The 15668-nt window shown below is 59.9% G+C and carries 17 protein-coding genes; 9 read left to right on the top strand and 8 right to left on the bottom strand.

Going from position 1 to position 15668, the window contains the following annotated elements:
- Window positions 1-130: 130 nt before the first annotated feature.
- Entirely contained in the window at window positions 131-1027 is an 897-nt protein-coding gene (gene gluQRS / locus ACIOVB_RS13690; protein WP_401268438.1) for a tRNA glutamyl-Q(34) synthetase GluQRS, read from the bottom strand.
- A gap of 190 nt (window positions 1028-1217) precedes the next feature.
- The gene (gene dksA, locus ACIOVB_RS13685; protein WP_007909922.1) at window positions 1218-1661 is read right to left on the bottom strand and encodes an RNA polymerase-binding protein DksA; all 444 of its coding nucleotides are present in this window, start codon (window positions 1659-1661) and stop codon (window positions 1218-1220) included.
- Window positions 1662-1995: 334 nt separating this feature from the next.
- On the opposite strand from dksA, the gene ACIOVB_RS13680 reads away from it, so the two are divergent.
- Together ACIOVB_RS13680 and sfsA are read left to right on the top strand one after the other, a co-directional pair.
- Window positions 1996-3168 (top strand): pyridoxal phosphate-dependent aminotransferase, encoded by a 1173-nt coding sequence (locus ACIOVB_RS13680; RefSeq protein ID WP_401268435.1) that lies wholly within the window; start codon window positions 1996-1998, stop codon window positions 3166-3168.
- A complete protein-coding gene (gene sfsA, locus ACIOVB_RS13675) occupies window positions 3168-3881 on the top strand; it encodes a DNA/RNA nuclease SfsA (protein WP_187679244.1) in 714 nt (237 codons plus the stop codon). Before ACIOVB_RS13680 ends, sfsA begins: the two co-directional genes overlap by 1 nt.
- Here the strand turns inward: sfsA and ACIOVB_RS13670 are convergent.
- Complete coding sequence (locus ACIOVB_RS13670; protein WP_401268433.1) at window positions 3878-4195, bottom strand: Rieske (2Fe-2S) protein; 318 nt, start codon at window positions 4193-4195, stop codon at window positions 3878-3880. The two genes, sfsA and ACIOVB_RS13670, sit on opposite strands and share 4 nt — an antisense overlap.
- Window positions 4196-4358: 163 nt before the next feature.
- On the opposite strand from ACIOVB_RS13670, the gene ACIOVB_RS13665 reads away from it, so the two are divergent.
- From ACIOVB_RS13665 to ACIOVB_RS13650, 4 genes are read left to right on the top strand one after another with little or no spacing between them, the layout of a single operon-like run.
- Window positions 4359-5231, top strand: coding sequence for a hemin ABC transporter substrate-binding protein (locus ACIOVB_RS13665; RefSeq protein ID WP_401268430.1), 873 nt, complete (start codon window positions 4359-4361; stop codon window positions 5229-5231).
- A 50-nt stretch (window positions 5232-5281) separates the two neighbouring features.
- Window positions 5282-6265 carry a FecCD family ABC transporter permease gene (locus ACIOVB_RS13660; RefSeq protein ID WP_401268507.1) on the top strand — a complete coding sequence of 328 codons (984 nt, stop codon included), beginning with the start codon at window positions 5282-5284 and terminating at the stop codon, window positions 6263-6265.
- On the top strand, window positions 6265-7032 hold the full coding sequence (locus ACIOVB_RS13655; protein WP_401268429.1) for a heme ABC transporter ATP-binding protein: 768 nt from the start codon (window positions 6265-6267) through the stop codon (window positions 7030-7032). The genes ACIOVB_RS13660 and ACIOVB_RS13655 overlap by 1 nt, the downstream gene beginning before the upstream one ends.
- 21 nt (window positions 7033-7053) lie before the next feature.
- Window positions 7054-7905 (top strand): ChaN family lipoprotein, encoded by an 852-nt coding sequence (locus ACIOVB_RS13650; protein ID WP_401268428.1) that lies wholly within the window; start codon window positions 7054-7056, stop codon window positions 7903-7905.
- Window positions 7906-8131: 226 nt separating this feature from the next.
- On the opposite strand, the gene ACIOVB_RS13645 is transcribed toward ACIOVB_RS13650, so the two are convergent.
- The 4 genes from ACIOVB_RS13645 to ACIOVB_RS13630 form a co-directional block, all read right to left on the bottom strand.
- Window positions 8132-8932 carry a Crp/Fnr family transcriptional regulator gene (locus ACIOVB_RS13645; RefSeq protein WP_401268426.1) on the bottom strand — a complete coding sequence of 267 codons (801 nt, stop codon included), beginning with the start codon at window positions 8930-8932 and terminating at the stop codon, window positions 8132-8134.
- A 16-nt stretch (window positions 8933-8948) separates the two neighbouring features.
- On the bottom strand, window positions 8949-9221 hold the full coding sequence (locus ACIOVB_RS13640; RefSeq protein ID WP_003228231.1) for a TfoX/Sxy family protein: 273 nt from the start codon (window positions 9219-9221) through the stop codon (window positions 8949-8951).
- 229 nt (window positions 9222-9450) lie between these two features.
- Window positions 9451-9795, bottom strand: a complete 345-nt coding sequence (locus ACIOVB_RS13635) for a pentapeptide repeat-containing protein (protein WP_007909940.1) — start codon at window positions 9793-9795, stop codon at window positions 9451-9453.
- Between the two features lie 91 nt (window positions 9796-9886).
- Window positions 9887-11443: an AAA family ATPase gene (locus tag ACIOVB_RS13630; protein WP_401268423.1), complete on the bottom strand. Its 1557-nt coding sequence runs from the start codon at window positions 11441-11443 to the stop codon at window positions 9887-9889.
- Between the two features lie 118 nt (window positions 11444-11561).
- Here ACIOVB_RS13630 and mrcB point away from each other — a divergent pair, with 118 nt between their 5' ends.
- Genes mrcB through ACIOVB_RS13615 form a run of 3 tightly spaced genes read left to right on the top strand, consistent with a single transcriptional unit; the run spans window position 11562 to window position 14987 of the window.
- On the top strand, window positions 11562-13886 hold the full coding sequence (gene mrcB / locus ACIOVB_RS13625) for a penicillin-binding protein 1B (RefSeq protein ID WP_305439810.1): 2325 nt from the start codon (window positions 11562-11564) through the stop codon (window positions 13884-13886).
- Window positions 13887-13902: 16 nt separating this feature from the next.
- Window positions 13903-14652, top strand: a complete 750-nt coding sequence (locus ACIOVB_RS13620; RefSeq protein ID WP_187679251.1) for a hypothetical protein — start codon at window positions 13903-13905, stop codon at window positions 14650-14652.
- Window positions 14652-14987 carry a YqcC family protein gene (locus tag ACIOVB_RS13615; RefSeq protein ID WP_187679252.1) on the top strand — a complete coding sequence of 112 codons (336 nt, stop codon included), beginning with the start codon at window positions 14652-14654 and terminating at the stop codon, window positions 14985-14987. The genes ACIOVB_RS13620 and ACIOVB_RS13615 overlap by 1 nt, the downstream gene beginning before the upstream one ends.
- Window positions 14988-15005: 18 nt before the next feature.
- Here ACIOVB_RS13615 and ACIOVB_RS13610 read toward each other — a convergent pair whose 3' ends face one another.
- Entirely contained in the window at window positions 15006-15422 is a 417-nt protein-coding gene (locus tag ACIOVB_RS13610; RefSeq protein ID WP_187679253.1) for a DUF4124 domain-containing protein, read from the bottom strand.
- Between the last annotated feature and the right edge of the window lie 246 nt (window positions 15423-15668).

Raw genomic sequence — 15668 nt, 5'->3', positions numbered from 1 at the left:
CAAAACAGATAGATCCCCACGACCAAAAGCAGGACCAAGCGATAGATGTACATCCCGGCCTCTCTTTTTTATGCGCGTGCCCGAAAACGTGCGGCGATGGTAACGGATGGCGGCGCGACTGCAAGTGTCGTCATAGCAGTTGCGCTTCGGGCAGGGTCAGTGTGCGCGGGATCTTGCTGGCATCCCAATGGGCGCTGCCCCAGTTGAGCAGTTCTTGCGGCGACGCATGTGCCAGTTCGGCGCCGGGGTTTTGCCCCAGTGCGCGCAAGGCCCGCAGCAGCAACGGCGTGGCTTGGTCGGCTTCCAGCGGCGGCGAGCGGTAGGACTTGCCGAGCTTGTTGCCGTCCGGCTGGGTGATCAACGGCAGGTGCAGATAACGCGGCTGACGCAGGCCCAATAGTTCTTGCAGATAGAGCTGGCGTGGCGTGGAGTCGAGCAGGTCGGCGCCGCGTACGATGTCGGTAATGCCTTGCCAGGCATCGTCGAGCACCACGGCCAATTGATAGGCATAGAGGCCGTCGCGACGGCGAATCACGAAATCGCCGACATCACGGCCCAAATGCTGTCGGTATTCGCCCTGCACCCGGTCGATGAAGTGGTATTCGAGTTCCGGCACGCGCAGGCGGATCGCCGCGTCCTGCTGGTCGTGTCCGGCATTGCGGCACAGCCCCGGATAAATCCCGTCATAGGGCTCCAGCTGTTTGCGCGAGCAGGTGCAGGCGTAGGCCAGGCCATGATTGAACAGGCTGTTGAGCACTTCGGCATACGCGTCGTGCCGATCACTTTGGCGCACCATCTCGCCGTCCCATTCGAAACCGTAGCTTTCCAGGGCCTTGAGGATCGCCGCTTGCGCACCGGGTTCTTCACGGGGCGGATCGAGATCTTCCATGCGCACCAGCCAACGTCCGCCAACCGAACGTGCATCAAGATAAGAGGCGAGGGCGGCAACCAGCGAACCGAAGTGCAGGTGGCCACTTGGGGTTGGGGCGAAACGGCCGATGTAGGCGGGGGATGTCTTGGCAGTCATTGGGCGAAACTACTTTTCAGGGCGTGCGCAGGTCAACTTGTAGGAGTGAGCCTGCCCGCGATAGCGGTGTGACAATCAACATCATTATTGACTGATCTACCGTGATCGCGAGCAGGCTCACTCCTACACAGGCAAAAGGCAGAAACAAAAACGGAGCGTTCGCACGCTCCGTTTTTCGTTCAGGTCGAGATTACTTGCCGACCTGCTTTTCCTTGATTTCAGCGAGGTTCTTGCAGTCGACGCACATGTCGGCTGTCGGGCGGGCTTCGAGGCGCTTGACGCCGATCTCGATGCCGCAGGAATCACACCATCCGTATTCGCCGTCTTCGATCAGTTGCAGAGTCTTGTCGATCTTCTTGATCAGCTTGCGCTCGCGATCACGGGCGCGCAGTTCGAGGGCGAACTCTTCTTCCTGACTGGCACGGTCGGCCGGGTCGGGGAAGTTGGCTGCTTCGTCCTTCATGTGATCAACAGTGCGGTCGACTTCCTGCATCAAGTCCAGTTTCCACTTGGTCAGGATCTTGGTGAAGTGCGCGCGCATGGGCTTGCCCATGTACTCCTCGTCTTTGGCCTGAACATAAGGTTCGAAGCCACTGATCGCTGTTTGCTGCTGTTGCTTTGCTTGGGTGGGCATGAAATGGACCGCCTCTACTCTTGTAATCCATTGCGCAGGATTGCTCCATCACCGACACCTGCCGGCCCTGCGGCTGCAAGCGGGCGAACTTACCAGATCAATTCGGCCCGCGCTACTCCCGGATGTCGAGGCCCCGGCGGGTGGCGCTTGCAAATGTTTGGCAAGCCGTGTCTGGCGGTGTGGGAGACCTGTTCAATCACTGATTTTAGTCAATCCTGGAGGGTACGCTTGTGTCATTACATTCCAGAGTTCTTGAGGCTGTGACCGCTACGGGTTCTCGCTCGTTCCGGCAGATGGGTAGAATCGTTTCTTTTCTCCCGTCGAAGGAAGGCCAATGGCTCAGCCCTACAGTGCGCGCAGTCGTGCGATCGAACCGTTCCATGTGATGGCGCTGCTGGCGCGGGCCAACGAGCTGCAGGCTGAAGGCCACGATGTGATCCACCTGGAAATCGGCGAGCCAGACTTCACCACGGCCGAGCCGATCATTCGTGCCGGGCAAGCGGCGCTGACGGCGGGCAAGACCCGTTACACCGCGGCGCGCGGTATTCCTGAACTGCGCGAGGCGATTTCCGGGTTTTATCAATCTCGCTATGGCCTGAATATCGACCCACGGCGGATTCTGATCACTCCGGGCGGCTCCGGCGCCTTGTTGCTCGCCAGCGCGTTGTTGGTCGATCCCGGCAAACACTGGCTGTTGGCAGACCCGGGCTATCCGTGCAACCGGCACTTCTTGCGCCTGGTCGAAGGCGCGGCGCAGCTGGTTCCTGTAGGGCCTGACGTGCGTTATCAACTGACCCCAGATCTGGTCGAGCGCCATTGGGATAACGACAGCGTCGGTGCATTGGTGGCCTCGCCGGCCAACCCGACCGGCACGATCCTGACCCGAGATGAGCTGGCCGGGTTATCCACAGCCATCAAGGCGCGGCACGGGCATCTGGTGGTGGACGAGATCTATCACGGCCTGACTTATGGCACCGACGCGGCGAGTGTGCTGGAAGTCGATGACAGCGCTTTTGTCCTCAACAGTTTCTCCAAATACTTCGGCATGACGGGTTGGCGTCTCGGCTGGCTGGTAGCCCCGGATGCGGCGGTCAGTGAGCTGGAGAAACTCGCGCAGAACCTTTACATCAGCGCGCCGAGCATGGCCCAGTACGCCGCGCTGGCCTGTTTCGAGCCGGACACCATTGCGATTCTCGAAGAGCGCCGCGCCGAGTTCGGACGTCGTCGTGACTTTCTCCTTCCGGCATTGCGCGAGTTGGGGTTCAACATCGCCGTTGAGCCCGAAGGTGCTTTCTATTTGTATGCAGATATCAGCCGGTTCGGCGGTGATGCCTTCGCGTTCTGTCGTCATTTCCTCGAAACCGAGCACGTCGCGTTTACCCCTGGTCTGGATTTCGGTCGCTATCAGGCCAGTCACCATGTTCGTTTTGCCTACACGCAAAACCTCCCGCGCCTACAGGAAGCAGTCGAGCGAATCGCCCGTGGCTTGAAGAGTTGGCAAGGCTGATGCGCTTTTATCCTCCTCTGGAAGAGGCGCGGCTGATTCGACGTTACAAGCGTTTTCTCGCCGATATCGAAACCGTTGGCGGCGAGATGCTGACCATTCACTGCCCGAACACTGGTTCGATGCTCAACTGTCAGGTCGAGGGTGGGCAGGTCTGGTTCAGTCGCTCCAACGACCCGAAGCGCAAGTTGCCCGGCACCTGGGAAATCGGCGAAACCCCACAGGGTCGGTTGTTTTGCGTGAACACCGGGCGCGCCAACGGGCTGGTGGAAGAAGCCTTGCAGGCCGGTGTCATCACCGAGTTGAACGGGTTTACCGCGTTGAAGCGCGAAGTGGCTTACGGACAGGAAAAAAGCCGCATCGATTTCCGCCTCGAATACCCCAGCGGCCCCGCTTATGTAGAAGTGAAAAGCGTCACTCTGGGCTTCGATGGCACGGCAGTGGCGGCGTTTCCCGATGCCGTGACCCAGCGCGGTGCCAAGCATCTGCGCGAGTTGGCGCATCTGGCGCGGGACGGGATTCGCGCGGTGCAGTTGTATTGCGTCAATCTCACCGGGATTGAAGCGGTGCGTCCTGCGGTGGAAATCGATTCGGCATACGCCGATGCCCTGCGCGAAGCGGTGGCCTGTGGCGTTGAAGTCCTGGCTTACGGCGTTCGGCTTAACCATGAAGAGATGGTGATCGACCGGCGACTCGACGTATTGCTCAACGGTTAAACATCGATCCACACGCCCTGTGCATCTTCGCGGCAATCTATAGTCGTCAGCGCCTGCCCGGCGCAGGGCCCGGAAACGCAATCGCCATCCTCGATCAGAAACAGTGCGCCGTGGGTGGCGCACTGGATCAGGCTGTTGCTCGGGTCGAGAAACTGGTCCGGGTGCCATTCCAGACCCACACCGCGATGCGGGCAGCGATTCAGGTAGACATACGCCTGACCGTTGCGGCGCACGGCAAACAGCTTTTTACCGTCAATATCAAAACCGCGACTGCCGGCCTCGGCCAGATCGGCGCCCGCGCAGAGAAACTTCATGGCTATCCTCTAATGTCGGCTCGTGTCCGGATATGTCCGAGCTTGACGTTTAAATGCAAACAATTATCAAATGGCGGCCTTCACCCGCAGGCGCCTGCCAGATGCCGAGGATACTTGGCCTGTCATCCTGACGCCCGGGAAACCTTGTTCAAGGAAGCTGTGTATGCGCCTGAGTACCCGCGTCGCTGTGGTCTGTGTCGGACTTTTCGCCAGCCACATGACGGCAGCGGCCGATCTGCCGCAACGCTGGGTCAGTGCTGGCGGTGCGCTGTCGGAGTGGGTCAGTGCGTTGGGCGGCGAGTCAAAACTGGTCGGCGTCGATACCACCAGTCAGCATCCCGATTCTTTGAAGGCGCTGCCGAGCATCGGTTATCAGCGCAGCCTTTCCGCCGAGGGCATTCTCAGCCTGCGTCCGGACATCCTCATCGGCACAGAAGAAGTCGGTCCGCCCCCCGTGCTTGCCCAAGTGAAGGCGGCCAAGGTTCAGGTGGAGTTGTTCTCGGCTCAGCCGGATCTGCCAACGCTGGAAAAAAACGTCATTCATCTTGGGCAGTTGCTCGGCGCTGAAGAGCGGGCCACTCAGTTGCTGCAAAGTTATCAACAGCAACTCGACGCGCAGAAAGCGCGGGTGACTGAAGCGCAGTCCAAGCAGAAATCGCCGGGCGTGCTGCTGTTGCTGGGACATGCCGGGGGCAAACCGCTGATCGCCGGCAAGGACACCGCCGCCGATTGGCTGCTGCAACAGGCGGGCGGGCATAACCTGGCGACTCACACCGGCTACAAACCGTTTTCCGTGGAATCTCTTGCGAGTCTTGATCCTGAAGTGCTGGTGTTTGCCGATCGTGCGTTGACCGGTGATGCGGCCAAGGCTGCACTGTTCAAGGAAAACCCGATTCTCAATTCAAGCCGTGCGGCCAAAAACGGACGTGTGCTTGAGCTCGATCCGACCTTGTTGGTCGGCGGGCTCGGGCCGCGACTGCCGGCGGCGTTGAAAACCCTGTCTGACGGTTTCTACCCAGCCAAGAGTGGCCAATGACCACACTGCTCAAACCTCGTGGCCTGTTCATCGGCCTGACACTCCTGTGTCTGCTGGCAATCTGGTTGTCGCTGGCGCTGGGGCCGGTCAGCCTGCCGTTGTTCGATACGTTGCGTGCGGCGTTGCGCCTGATTGGCGTACCGCTGGCTCCGGAAGGGCTGGAGCAGGCTGAGCTGATTCTCGGGCAGATTCGTCTGCCGCGAACGTTGCTCGGGTTGGCGGTCGGCGGTGTACTGGCCTTGTCCGGTGTGGCGATGCAGGGATTGTTTCGTAATCCTTTGGCGGATCCGGGGCTGGTCGGGGTTTCCAGTGGCGCGGCGTTGGGCGCGGCGATTGCGATTGTCGGCGGCTCGTTTTTTGGCGGTTTACCGGAATGGTTCGGGCCTTATCTGTTATCGGTGTGCGCGTTCCTCGGTGGGCTAGGGGTGACGGCGCTGGTTTATCGCCTCGGCCGGCACAACGGGCAAACCCATGTCGCGACCATGTTGCTGGCGGGGATCGCGCTGACCGCGCTGGCCAGTTCGGCGGTCGGACTGTTCACTTATCTGGCGGACGACGCGACCCTGCGCACGCTGACCTTCTGGAACCTCGGCAGTCTCAATGGCGCCAGTTATGCGCGGTTGTGGCCATTGCTGATCATCAGCGCCGGCGTTGCCCTGTGGTTGCCGCGCCGGGCGAAAGCGCTGAATGCCTTGCTGCTCGGCGAGTCCGAGGCCGGGCATTTGGGGGTTGATGTCGAACGGCTCAAGCGTGAATTGGTGTTTTGTACGGCGCTGGGTGTCGGCGCGGCAGTGGCGGCAGCGGGGATGATCGGCTTCGTTGGGCTGGTGGTGCCGCATCTGGTGCGCTTGCTCGCAGGCCCCGATCATCGAGTATTGCTGCCGGCCTCGGTGTTGGCCGGGGCTAGTCTGTTGTTGCTGGCTGATCTGGTGGCGCGTCTGGCGCTGGCGCCGGCGGAATTGCCGATCGGGATCGTCACGGCGTTTATCGGCGCGCCGTTCTTCCTTTATTTGCTGCTGCGAGGGCGTGCCTGATGTTGCGTGCGCAAAATCTGCATATCCGTCGCGGCCGCAAGACTGTTCTCAGCGAGGTCACCCTGCAACTCGAACCGGGCGAAGTGCTCGGCGTGCTGGGGCCGAACGGCGCCGGTAAAAGTACTTTGCTTGGTGCCTTATGCGGTGAACTGGCGCCAAGTGAAGGCGAGGTCTCGCTTGATGGCCAGTCGTTGGCACATTGGACGGGCACGCAACGCGCTCGACGATTGGCCGTGTTACCGCAGGTTTCGACCCTGGATTTCGCCTTTCGCGTTGAAGAAGTGGTCGGCATGGGGCGTTTGCCTTATCAAAGCGGTCGAGTGCGTGATGACGAGATTGTCGCCGCAGCATTGGCGGCGGCGGATGCCGGGCATCTGAGCGGGCGCAGCTATCTGGCATTGTCGGGCGGTGAGCGCCAGCGCGTGCATCTGGCGCGGGTGCTGGCGCAACTCTGGCCGGGGCAGGTCGGGCAGACATTGCTGCTGGATGAGCCGACGTCGATGCTTGATCCGCTGCATCAACACACGACTTTGCAGGCCGTACGCGAGTTTGCCGATCGCGGCGCGGCAGTGATGGTGATCCTGCATGATCTGAATCTGGCTGCGCGTTATTGTGATCGCGTGTTGCTGCTTGAGGGCGGGCGACCGGTTGCGCTGGACACGCCGCAGCAAGTGTTGCGGCCGGACACGCTCAAAGCCGTGTTCGGTCTCGAAGTATTGGTGCAGCCGCACCCGGAGCGTGGGCATCCGCTGATCATCGCCCGCTGACTTTCTCATTGAGGTGATTGCATGCGAGGAATGTGGCTGTTGGCGGTGTTGTTGCTCGCGGGGTGTCAGCATGTTGCCGCGCCACCGCCAGTCAGTGGCGAGATTCGTGACCTGCACAGCGGTCAGGTGCTGACCGCGCAGCAACTGCTCACACGCCTTGCTGAACCGCAGCGGCTGATCATCGGCGAGCAGCATGACAACGCCGATCACCACGCCGCGCAGTTATGGCTTTTGCAGTCTCTTGGCAAACAGCGGCCGCAAGGCAGCCTGTTGTTGGAAATGCTCACGCCGGATCAGCAGCCGAAGGTTGATGCGCTACGCCAGTCTGCGTCTCAGCCCGACAACCTTCCTGACGCATTGGCCTGGCAGGAAGGTTGGGACTGGAGTCTCTATGGGCCGATTGTTCGCTTCGCCCTCACACAGCCGTATCCGCTGCTGGCGGCGAATCTGGATAACAACGAAATCCGCAGCTTTTATCGCAATCCATCCGTTATGCCGGGGGAGCGCAGCAATGCTCAATCGGTGAAAACTGTTTTGCTGGAGCAGATCAGCGATTCCCACTGTGGCCTGCTGCCTGAGTCGCAGATGCCGGCGATGCTGGCGGTTCAGCAACAACGCGATCGGCGCATGGCCGAGCGTTTATTGGCTGCGCCCACACCGTCGTTGCTGCTGGCGGGTGCCTGGCATGCACGCAAGGATGTCGGGGTGCCGCTGCATGTTGTGGATCTGGGCGCTACTCAGGCTCCTGCAGTGCTGATGCTGGCGGAGCAGGGCGCCGAGGTTACGGCGGCGATGGCCGATTATGTCTGGTACACCTCGGCCATGCCCAAGCGTGATTACTGCGAAGAAATGCGCAAACAGTTCGGCAAGTGACTTTTCCACAGGCAAAAAAAGACCCGGTAAAAACCGGGTCAAATAACCGTGATTAGCCTGATGAGGAGATAATCTGAGAGTCCGAACCAAGGGCTTTTCAGAATATCGACTGATCTCGCGACCAGTTGTGATAATCATAGCGATTCTCATTACCGAGTCAACCTCTGTTTTTTCATTTGCCTGATTTAATCTCGGGATTGGCCGGAATGCCCCGGAAAACGGGGACTTAAAACTGGGTTTTGACCGCAGTCAGTTGAGTGATCTGGCCGTTGAGCTGGCTGATGCGCCGCGCCATGCTTTCGATCAGGCTGTGGGCGATCTTCGGATTGCTGCGGGTCATGCTCAAAAACTGATCACCGGGAATCAGCATCACCGTGCTCGAATCACGAGCAATTACTGTGGCATTTCGTGGCTCCCCGGTGAACACCGCCATGGCTCCAAAAATCTCATCCTTGGGCACTTCGCCGACCTTATGTCCATCGACAAAGGCTTCGGCATGCCCGTCGATGATGACAAACACGTGATCGGCGGCATCGCCCTGGTGGATCAGCACTTCACCGGCCTCGACCCGTTTGAAACCGTTGGTACTGCGAAACTCCCGCGGTTTCAGTTCGGCCACGGCGTGGGCGAGGAGTGCCATTTGGCCCAGCAGGTACTCGAGAAATTGGTTCGCCCGGTTGGTGTCAGCATACAAATGCCCGAACACATCGCTGCGGCGATAGGGCAACAAGCGCAACGGTCCTTCACTGCACAGACGGCAATCGCCCCATGCATCACCTTGTTGTAGGCCGATCAAGTCACCTTCCTGCCAATAGAACAGTGCTCGTGCACCGACGTACCCGTTGATTACGCCTTCCGTCAGCAGAAACAACTGATCGCCGGGCAACTGCGCCATCAAGTCATCGGTCGTCTCCAGCTCAATCACCGTGCCGCACGGCACGAGGTCTTCCAGCCACTGCGCAGGAAAATTCTGCAGACGGTTGATCACTGAGTCGGCAAATGCCGATTGTTCCCCAAGCAGGTACATGACGGTCAGCGCCCGTTCAGTTCTTGTGACGTGAGGAAATGGCTTCGAGTTGCTTGTTCAAGGCGTCCTTGCGCTCGGCGGGGATGTCGTTCCAGTGAACATCCATCAATGCGCCTTCGATCGCATACAACAACACCTTCGATGCGCGAAACCCGCGGGTACGCACGGCCCGGTAGGCGTCCACCGCGCCCAGGCGACGCAAGTCCGAGGCGCTGTGGATGCCCACGGCATGCAGCCATTGCGCCGACGTCTTGCCAAGATTCTTCAGGTGTTGCAGTTCATCATTCATCAAGCCTCCTTGCGACGGCCGAATGGTGCGTGGGGCGAGCTTCTCAGGAGTGTAGCCATCAGTAGGAAAAGCGTGGTTGTTTGGTCGGATTCAACGCAAACGCTTCTAAGAACGGTCGCAATTTTCAGCAGGATAGGCGGGCGGGGAGGGATGCCATGGCGCGGGAAAAATCCGCGCAGCAAGCAGTCCAGCGCAAAGCGGGGGCGCTGGACACATCAGGCAGAAGCGCTTAGCGAGTGCGATAACGCAGGCGTGTACCGAAGTTCATCGACATCAGAATCTCGTCAGCGCTCAGCTCCGGCGGAAAGTACGCACCGGAAATCTGTGCGTGGGCCAGGCTTGCACCTTCCAGCGATGCGTTGCGGAAATCAATGCCACGCAAATCGGCGGAACGGAAATACGCGTCCCGGAAATCCACGCCATCGGCGTTCAGTTCACGCAGGTCGAGGCCACGGAAGTCGCCGCCGACCATATCGATCGGCCCGTCTTGCGGGCGTTCCTTGTTGAAACCTGTGATGTCATCTTTGTGCAGCAAAGCATACAGCGGGGTATCGAGAAGTTTCGGCTGGCTCATGTCACATCACCTGTTGGTTTTATGGCGCCAGTATAGTGCCACTATTTGACGGCCGTGAAGCCAGCGAGGGCTTCACGGCCGAAATAGTTTCTTACAGGCCTGGCAGGCGTTGGCGGATTTGCGCGACCACGGTGTCCAGTGTGCCGGATTCATTGGTCTGCACGCGTTTGCTGCGCAGGATTTCTTCCGGCGTCAGCGCTTCGCGATTGGCCTGCTGAGCTTCGATCACTGCCAGCGTGGCGTCGGACGGATCCTGTTTGTCTGCCTGACGAATCGCCAGCCAGCTCTCGATCACCGCTTGCGGCGCGTTGCAGTCGAGAATCAGGAACGGCGTGCCGGTGGCTTCGGCGACTTGAGCCGCGCTGTCACGTTGTTCGCGCTTGAGGTAAGTGGCGTCAATCACCACCGGGAAACCGGCGTGCAGGATCACGTCAGCGATTTCATGCAGGCGCGCGTAGGTCTTGGCGCTGGCGTCGGCACTATAAATGCCGGCCTGTACATCATTGGCGACGGTTTGCTCGCCGAACAGACGCTTGCGCTCAACATCGGAGCGCAGGCGGATCGCCCCCAGCGCTTCGACCAGACGCATGGCCACGTGGCTCTTGCCGACAGCGGAAACGCCGTGGGTGATCGCCATGAAGCGCGAAGGAATGGTGCTGTAGCTTTCCGCCAGGTTGGCGTAGTTGCGATACTGGCGCAGGGTGGTGGCGCGCTGCACCGGGGTCGCGTCTGCCGGCATGCTGAACAGCGCTACTTTTGCGCGAACCAGTGCGCGGTAGGCTTTATAGAAGTTCAGCACTTCCAGGCCTTGATAGTCGCCGGTCAGTTCCAGATATTGGCTGATGAAGCGGCGGGCCAGGGATTTCAGGCCGCGATCTTCCAGGTCCATTGCCAGGAAACCGGTGTCGGCCCAGACGTCAGTGAAGCGGAACGGTTCGTTGAATTCGATGCAGTCGAAGATCACCACTTTGCCGTCAATGACAGTAGCGTTACCCAAGTGAATATCGCCGTGGCACTCGCGGGTGAAGCCTTCGGCCTTGCGCTGGGCGAACAGTGGCTTGAGACGCGCAAAGCTGCTTTCGGCCCAGGCTTTCAGGGCTTCAAGTTGCAGCAGGTCATTTTTGTCGCTGAGGAACGGCAGGATCTGTTCGAAGTTTTGCGATACCGGCGCCATCACGCTGTCCGGGGTGCCGGCGTCGTGCTCGGCCGGGACTTTTGGGGCGGTGAGGTGGAAATGGGCGATCTGCTCGGCCATTTCATCGATGTGCTGGGTGGTCAGCTCGCCATTGGCTTGCAAGGTGCTGAGCAAACCGGTCTGCGGGAACTGACGCATTTTCAGCACGTATTCGATAGCCGGGCCGTCGCCGCCCAGTTGTGGGGCTTCGACGCTGCCGGTGACAGGCAACACCTCCAGATACAAATCGTCGGTCAGGCGCTGGTTCAGACGCAGTTCTTCGCCGCAAAAGTGTCCGCGTTGTTCGAGATTGGTGAAGTCGAGGAAGCCGAAATTCACGGGCTTCTTCACTTTATAAGCAAAGGGACCGGTGAGGATCACCCACGAGATATGGGTTTCGATGACCTGGAACCCTTCGACGGGGTGCGGGTAGAGGGCCGGGTTTTGCAGGGCAGCGATCAGTGACTGGCTCACGGGCGATCCTTCAGAGACTGGGGGAAATTCGAGGTCGCCATTATGGCCGCTCGCCAGCCCGACGCAAACCTCGGAGCGCTCCTGTTGAGTATGAATAAAGTGCGTATAATCCGCCGCCATGACTCGAACTCGATCCCCCCGCACTCCTAAAAAACCACCTGCCAAGGGCCTGCGCCCATGGTTGGGTTGGGCCATTAAACTCAGTCTGGTCGGCCTTGTGGTGCTGGCCGGCTTCGCCGTTTACCTCGATGCCGTGGTGCAGGAGAAGTTCTCCGGCAAGCGCTGGACCATCCCGGCCAAGGTCTACGCGCGCCCGCTTGAGCTGTTCGTCGGACAAAAGCTCAGCAAGGACGATTTCCTCACCGAACTCGATGCCCTCGGCTACCGCCGCGAAGCCGTGAGCAATGGCCCTGGCGCCGCTGCCGTCAGCGGCAACACCGTCGATCTGAATACCCGTGGCTTCCAGTTCTATGAAGGTCTTGAGAAAGCGCAACCGGTGCGCGTGCGCTTCTCGGGCGATTATGTCGCCGAGCTTTCAGCCACCAACGGCTCCAAGCTGTCAGTGGTGCGCCTGGAACCGGTGTTGATCGGCGGGATTTATCCGAAGAATCTTGAAGACCGCATTCTGATCAAACTCGATCAAGTGCCGCCATATCTGCTGGAAACCCTGGTTGCGGTTGAGGATCGGGATTTCTACAGTCACTGGGGCGTGTCGCCGAAGTCGATTGCCCGCGCCATCTGGGTCAACACGTCCGGCGGCAAGATGACCCAGGGCGGCAGTACGCTGACCCAGCAGTTGGTGAAAAACTTCTACCTCACCAACGAACGCAGCCTGTCCCGCAAGCTCACCGAAGCGATGATGGCGATGCTGCTGGAGCTGCATTACGACAAGAAGGAAATTCTTGAGGCCTACCTCAACGAAGTCTTCGTCGGACAGGACGGCCAACGCGCGGTGCACGGTTTCGGTCTGGCCAGTCAGTTCTTCTTCGGTCAGCCTCTGTCCGAGTTGAAGCTGCATCAAGTCGCGATGCTGGTGGGAATGGTCAAAGGCCCGTCCTATTACAACCCGCGGCGCAATCCCGAGCGTGCGCTGGAACGCCGTAATCTGGTGCTCGATGTGCTTGAGCAACAAGGCGTCGCAACGGCGGAGCAGGTCGAAGCAGCGAAGAAAATGCCACTGGGTGTGACCACTCGCGGCAAGCTGGCCGACAGCTCGTTCCCGGGCTTTATCGATCTGGTCAAACGCCAGTTGCGTGAAGACTACCGCGACGAAGACTTGACCGAAGAAGGTCTGCGGATCTTCACCAGTTTCGACCCGATTCTGCAGATGAAAGCCGAGGCGTCGGTCAACGACACCTTTAAGCGTCTGTCCGGGCGCAAAGGCTCCGATGACGTTGAAGCGGCGATGGTCGTGACCAATCCGGAAACCGGCGAAGTCCAGGCGATGATCGGCAGCCGACAGGCAAGCTATGCCGGCTTCAACCGGGCACTGGATGCGGTACGACCGATCGGCTCGTTGATCAAGCCGGCGGTGTATCTCACTGCGCTGGAAAAACCGAGCCAATACACCCTGACCAGCTGGTTGTCGGATGATCCGTTGTCGGTCAAGGGGGCGAACGGTCAAGTGTGGAAACCACAGAACTACGATCGTCGTTCCCACGGCACTGTGTTCCTCTATCAGGGCCTGGCGCATTCCTACAACCTGTCGACCTCGCGTCTGGGCCTGGAAGTGGGCGTGCCCAATGTCCTCAAGACGCTGGGGCGCCTGGGTGTGACGCGCGAGTTTCCGGCATTCCCGTCGATGTTGCTGGGTGCCGGCGGCATGACCCCGATCGAAGTGGCGACCATGTATCAGACCCTCGCCAACGGTGGTTTCAATACGCCGATGCGCGGGATTCGCAGCGTGCTGACCGCCGAAGGCGAGCCGCTCAAGCGTTATCCGTTCCAGATTCAGCAGCGTTTCGATCCGGCGTCCATTTACCTGATCCAGAACGCCATGCAGCGGGTCATGCGTGAAGGCACCGGCAGCTCGGTTTACAACGTGCTGCCCAAGACCCTGACACTGGCCGGCAAGACCGGTACCAGTAACGACTCGCGTGACAGCTGGTTCGCCGGTTTCAGTCAGGATCTGCTGGCGGTGGTCTGGCTGGGACGCGATGACAACGGCAAGACGCCATTCACTGGTGCTACCGGTGCGTTGCAGGTCTGGACAAGTTTCATGCGCAAGGCTGACCCGCTGCCGCTGGACATGCCACAGCCGGACAACATCGTCCAGGCGTGGGTCGATTCGCGTACCGGGCAAGGCTCTGATGCCAACTGCCCGGGGGCGGTGCAGATGCCGTATATTCGCGGCAGCGAACCACCACCCGGCGCTGCCTGTGCAAGCGAAACGCCTGCTTCCGGCGAGTCGGTGATGGATTGGGTCAAGGGCTGGATGAATTAAGCAAAGAGGGTTTCAAGTGAACAAGTGGTTGATTCCAGCGGTGACTGCCGTGGCTTTGCTCAGCGGCTGCTCTACCGTACAGCGTGGTTCGATTCCGGTGGTTGATTCGGGCACGGCTGTGTCCAACAGCGAACGTATTTCGGCCAATGGCGGCTTCCGTCAAACCACGGTCAAGCGTCCTGCGCAGGGCCAGACTCAGGCCATACCGCAAGGTGATACTGGCGTTGTGGTGATGGTGCCGGGCGGCGGCGCGGCAACATCGGCGCCGATCAGCTCTTCGCCGATCGTGCCGGGCCCGGCATCCGGCGGCATCACGCCGGGGCCGTACAACCCTTCGCCAGTCGAATCGGCACCGATCAACTCCGGCAGCTACAGCATGCCTTCGACGCCGAGCGGCATTCCTTCTGCCAGCAGCGGCGGCGGTCTGTCGGCGGACGAGCAACTGGACGGTCCGGTACTCGCCTTGCTGACGACTGCCCAACAGCAACAGGCCGGTGGCGACCTCAATGGTGCGTCGTCCAGCCTGGAGCGCGCGCAGCGTGTTGCCCCGCGTGAGCCGCAAGTGCTTTATCGCCTGGCGCAGGTGCGTATGGCCCAAGGCGATGCGCCGCAAGCCGAGCAGTTTGCCCGTCGGGCACTGACCATGGCCAACGGCCGTCCGGACTTGCAGGCCAGCCTGTGGGAAATCATCGCTCAGTCCCGTGAGAAACAAGGTGATTCCGCCGGCGCTGCGCAGGCTCGCCAGAAGGCCAAGGTTTCGTTGTGATGGATAGTCGTTTCCCGAAAATCGCCGATCAGCTGTTGCTGATTGAGCGTGAGCTGCGCACGCAGGGGTGGTGGGATGAAGTTCAGCCGTCGGTAGAAGCCTTGAGCAGCGTCGAGCCATTCTCGGTCGACACGCTGGACTTCGAGCAGTGGCTGCAATGGATCTTCCTGCCTCGGATGAAGATGATCCTCGAGCAGGATCTGCCTTTGCCGAACGCCTCGGGCATTCAGGAAATGGCTGAAATGGTCTTCGCCCAGCGCAATATGCAGGGCAAGGATCGGCAGCTTCAGTTATTGCTCAAACAGTTTGATCAGTTGATTACTGCTTCGCGCTGAACCGGAAGCTGCCAGTTGTTACTGGCAGTTTTCCGCAATCTGCTTCTGCGCTTCGACGATGCGCTCCTGACGTTGTGCATCGCTCAGCCGCCGCAACTCCCCCTCAACTTCCTCCCGCAAACGCGGATTGTTGTGCAATTGCGCAAGATTCGTACGTGCCTGCTCGCAAAACGCCTTGAGCTGCGCTTGTTGATCGGCGACTTGCTTCTTGACCTTGTCGTCGATGGCTTTCTGATCGCCCATCACGCCGCCACCTGGCATCGGCGCCGGTTTTGCCGCAGGCGAGGAGGGCGTCTGCAGGGTAGTGGACGGCTGGCCTTGGGGAGGTTGTGCATCAAAGTGAGTGACACCTTGGGCATCGACCCATTTGTAGATCTGAGCGGCCGTGCACCATGGGCTGAGGCCGATCAGCAGGGTTAACAGAAGCATTCGCATGCTGATTCCTTGGCAAAATTGCGCAATTGACACTAACAGAGTAGCTGTTTTCAGGTTTTTTCTTGCGTTCTCATGTGCTTACCCACAATTAAGCACATAGACGGCTTGACTTGGAGAGGGCGAAACAGAAGAATCCAAAGTCCGCTGTAGAGGGACTGCCAGAAGCAGACCCACTCGGTAGATCATGAGGCGCACATCCGCGCCGACCTGTTACACCCGCAACGCGTTACCTCGCGCTGGGGGGGA

It is taken from the genome of Pseudomonas sp. NPDC087639, assembly GCF_044743385.1.
Classification (GTDB): Bacteria; Pseudomonadota; Gammaproteobacteria; order Pseudomonadales; family Pseudomonadaceae; genus Aquipseudomonas.
Note: the sequence above shows the minus strand (reverse complement) of the source record. Positions and strands in the feature narration are given on the sequence as shown.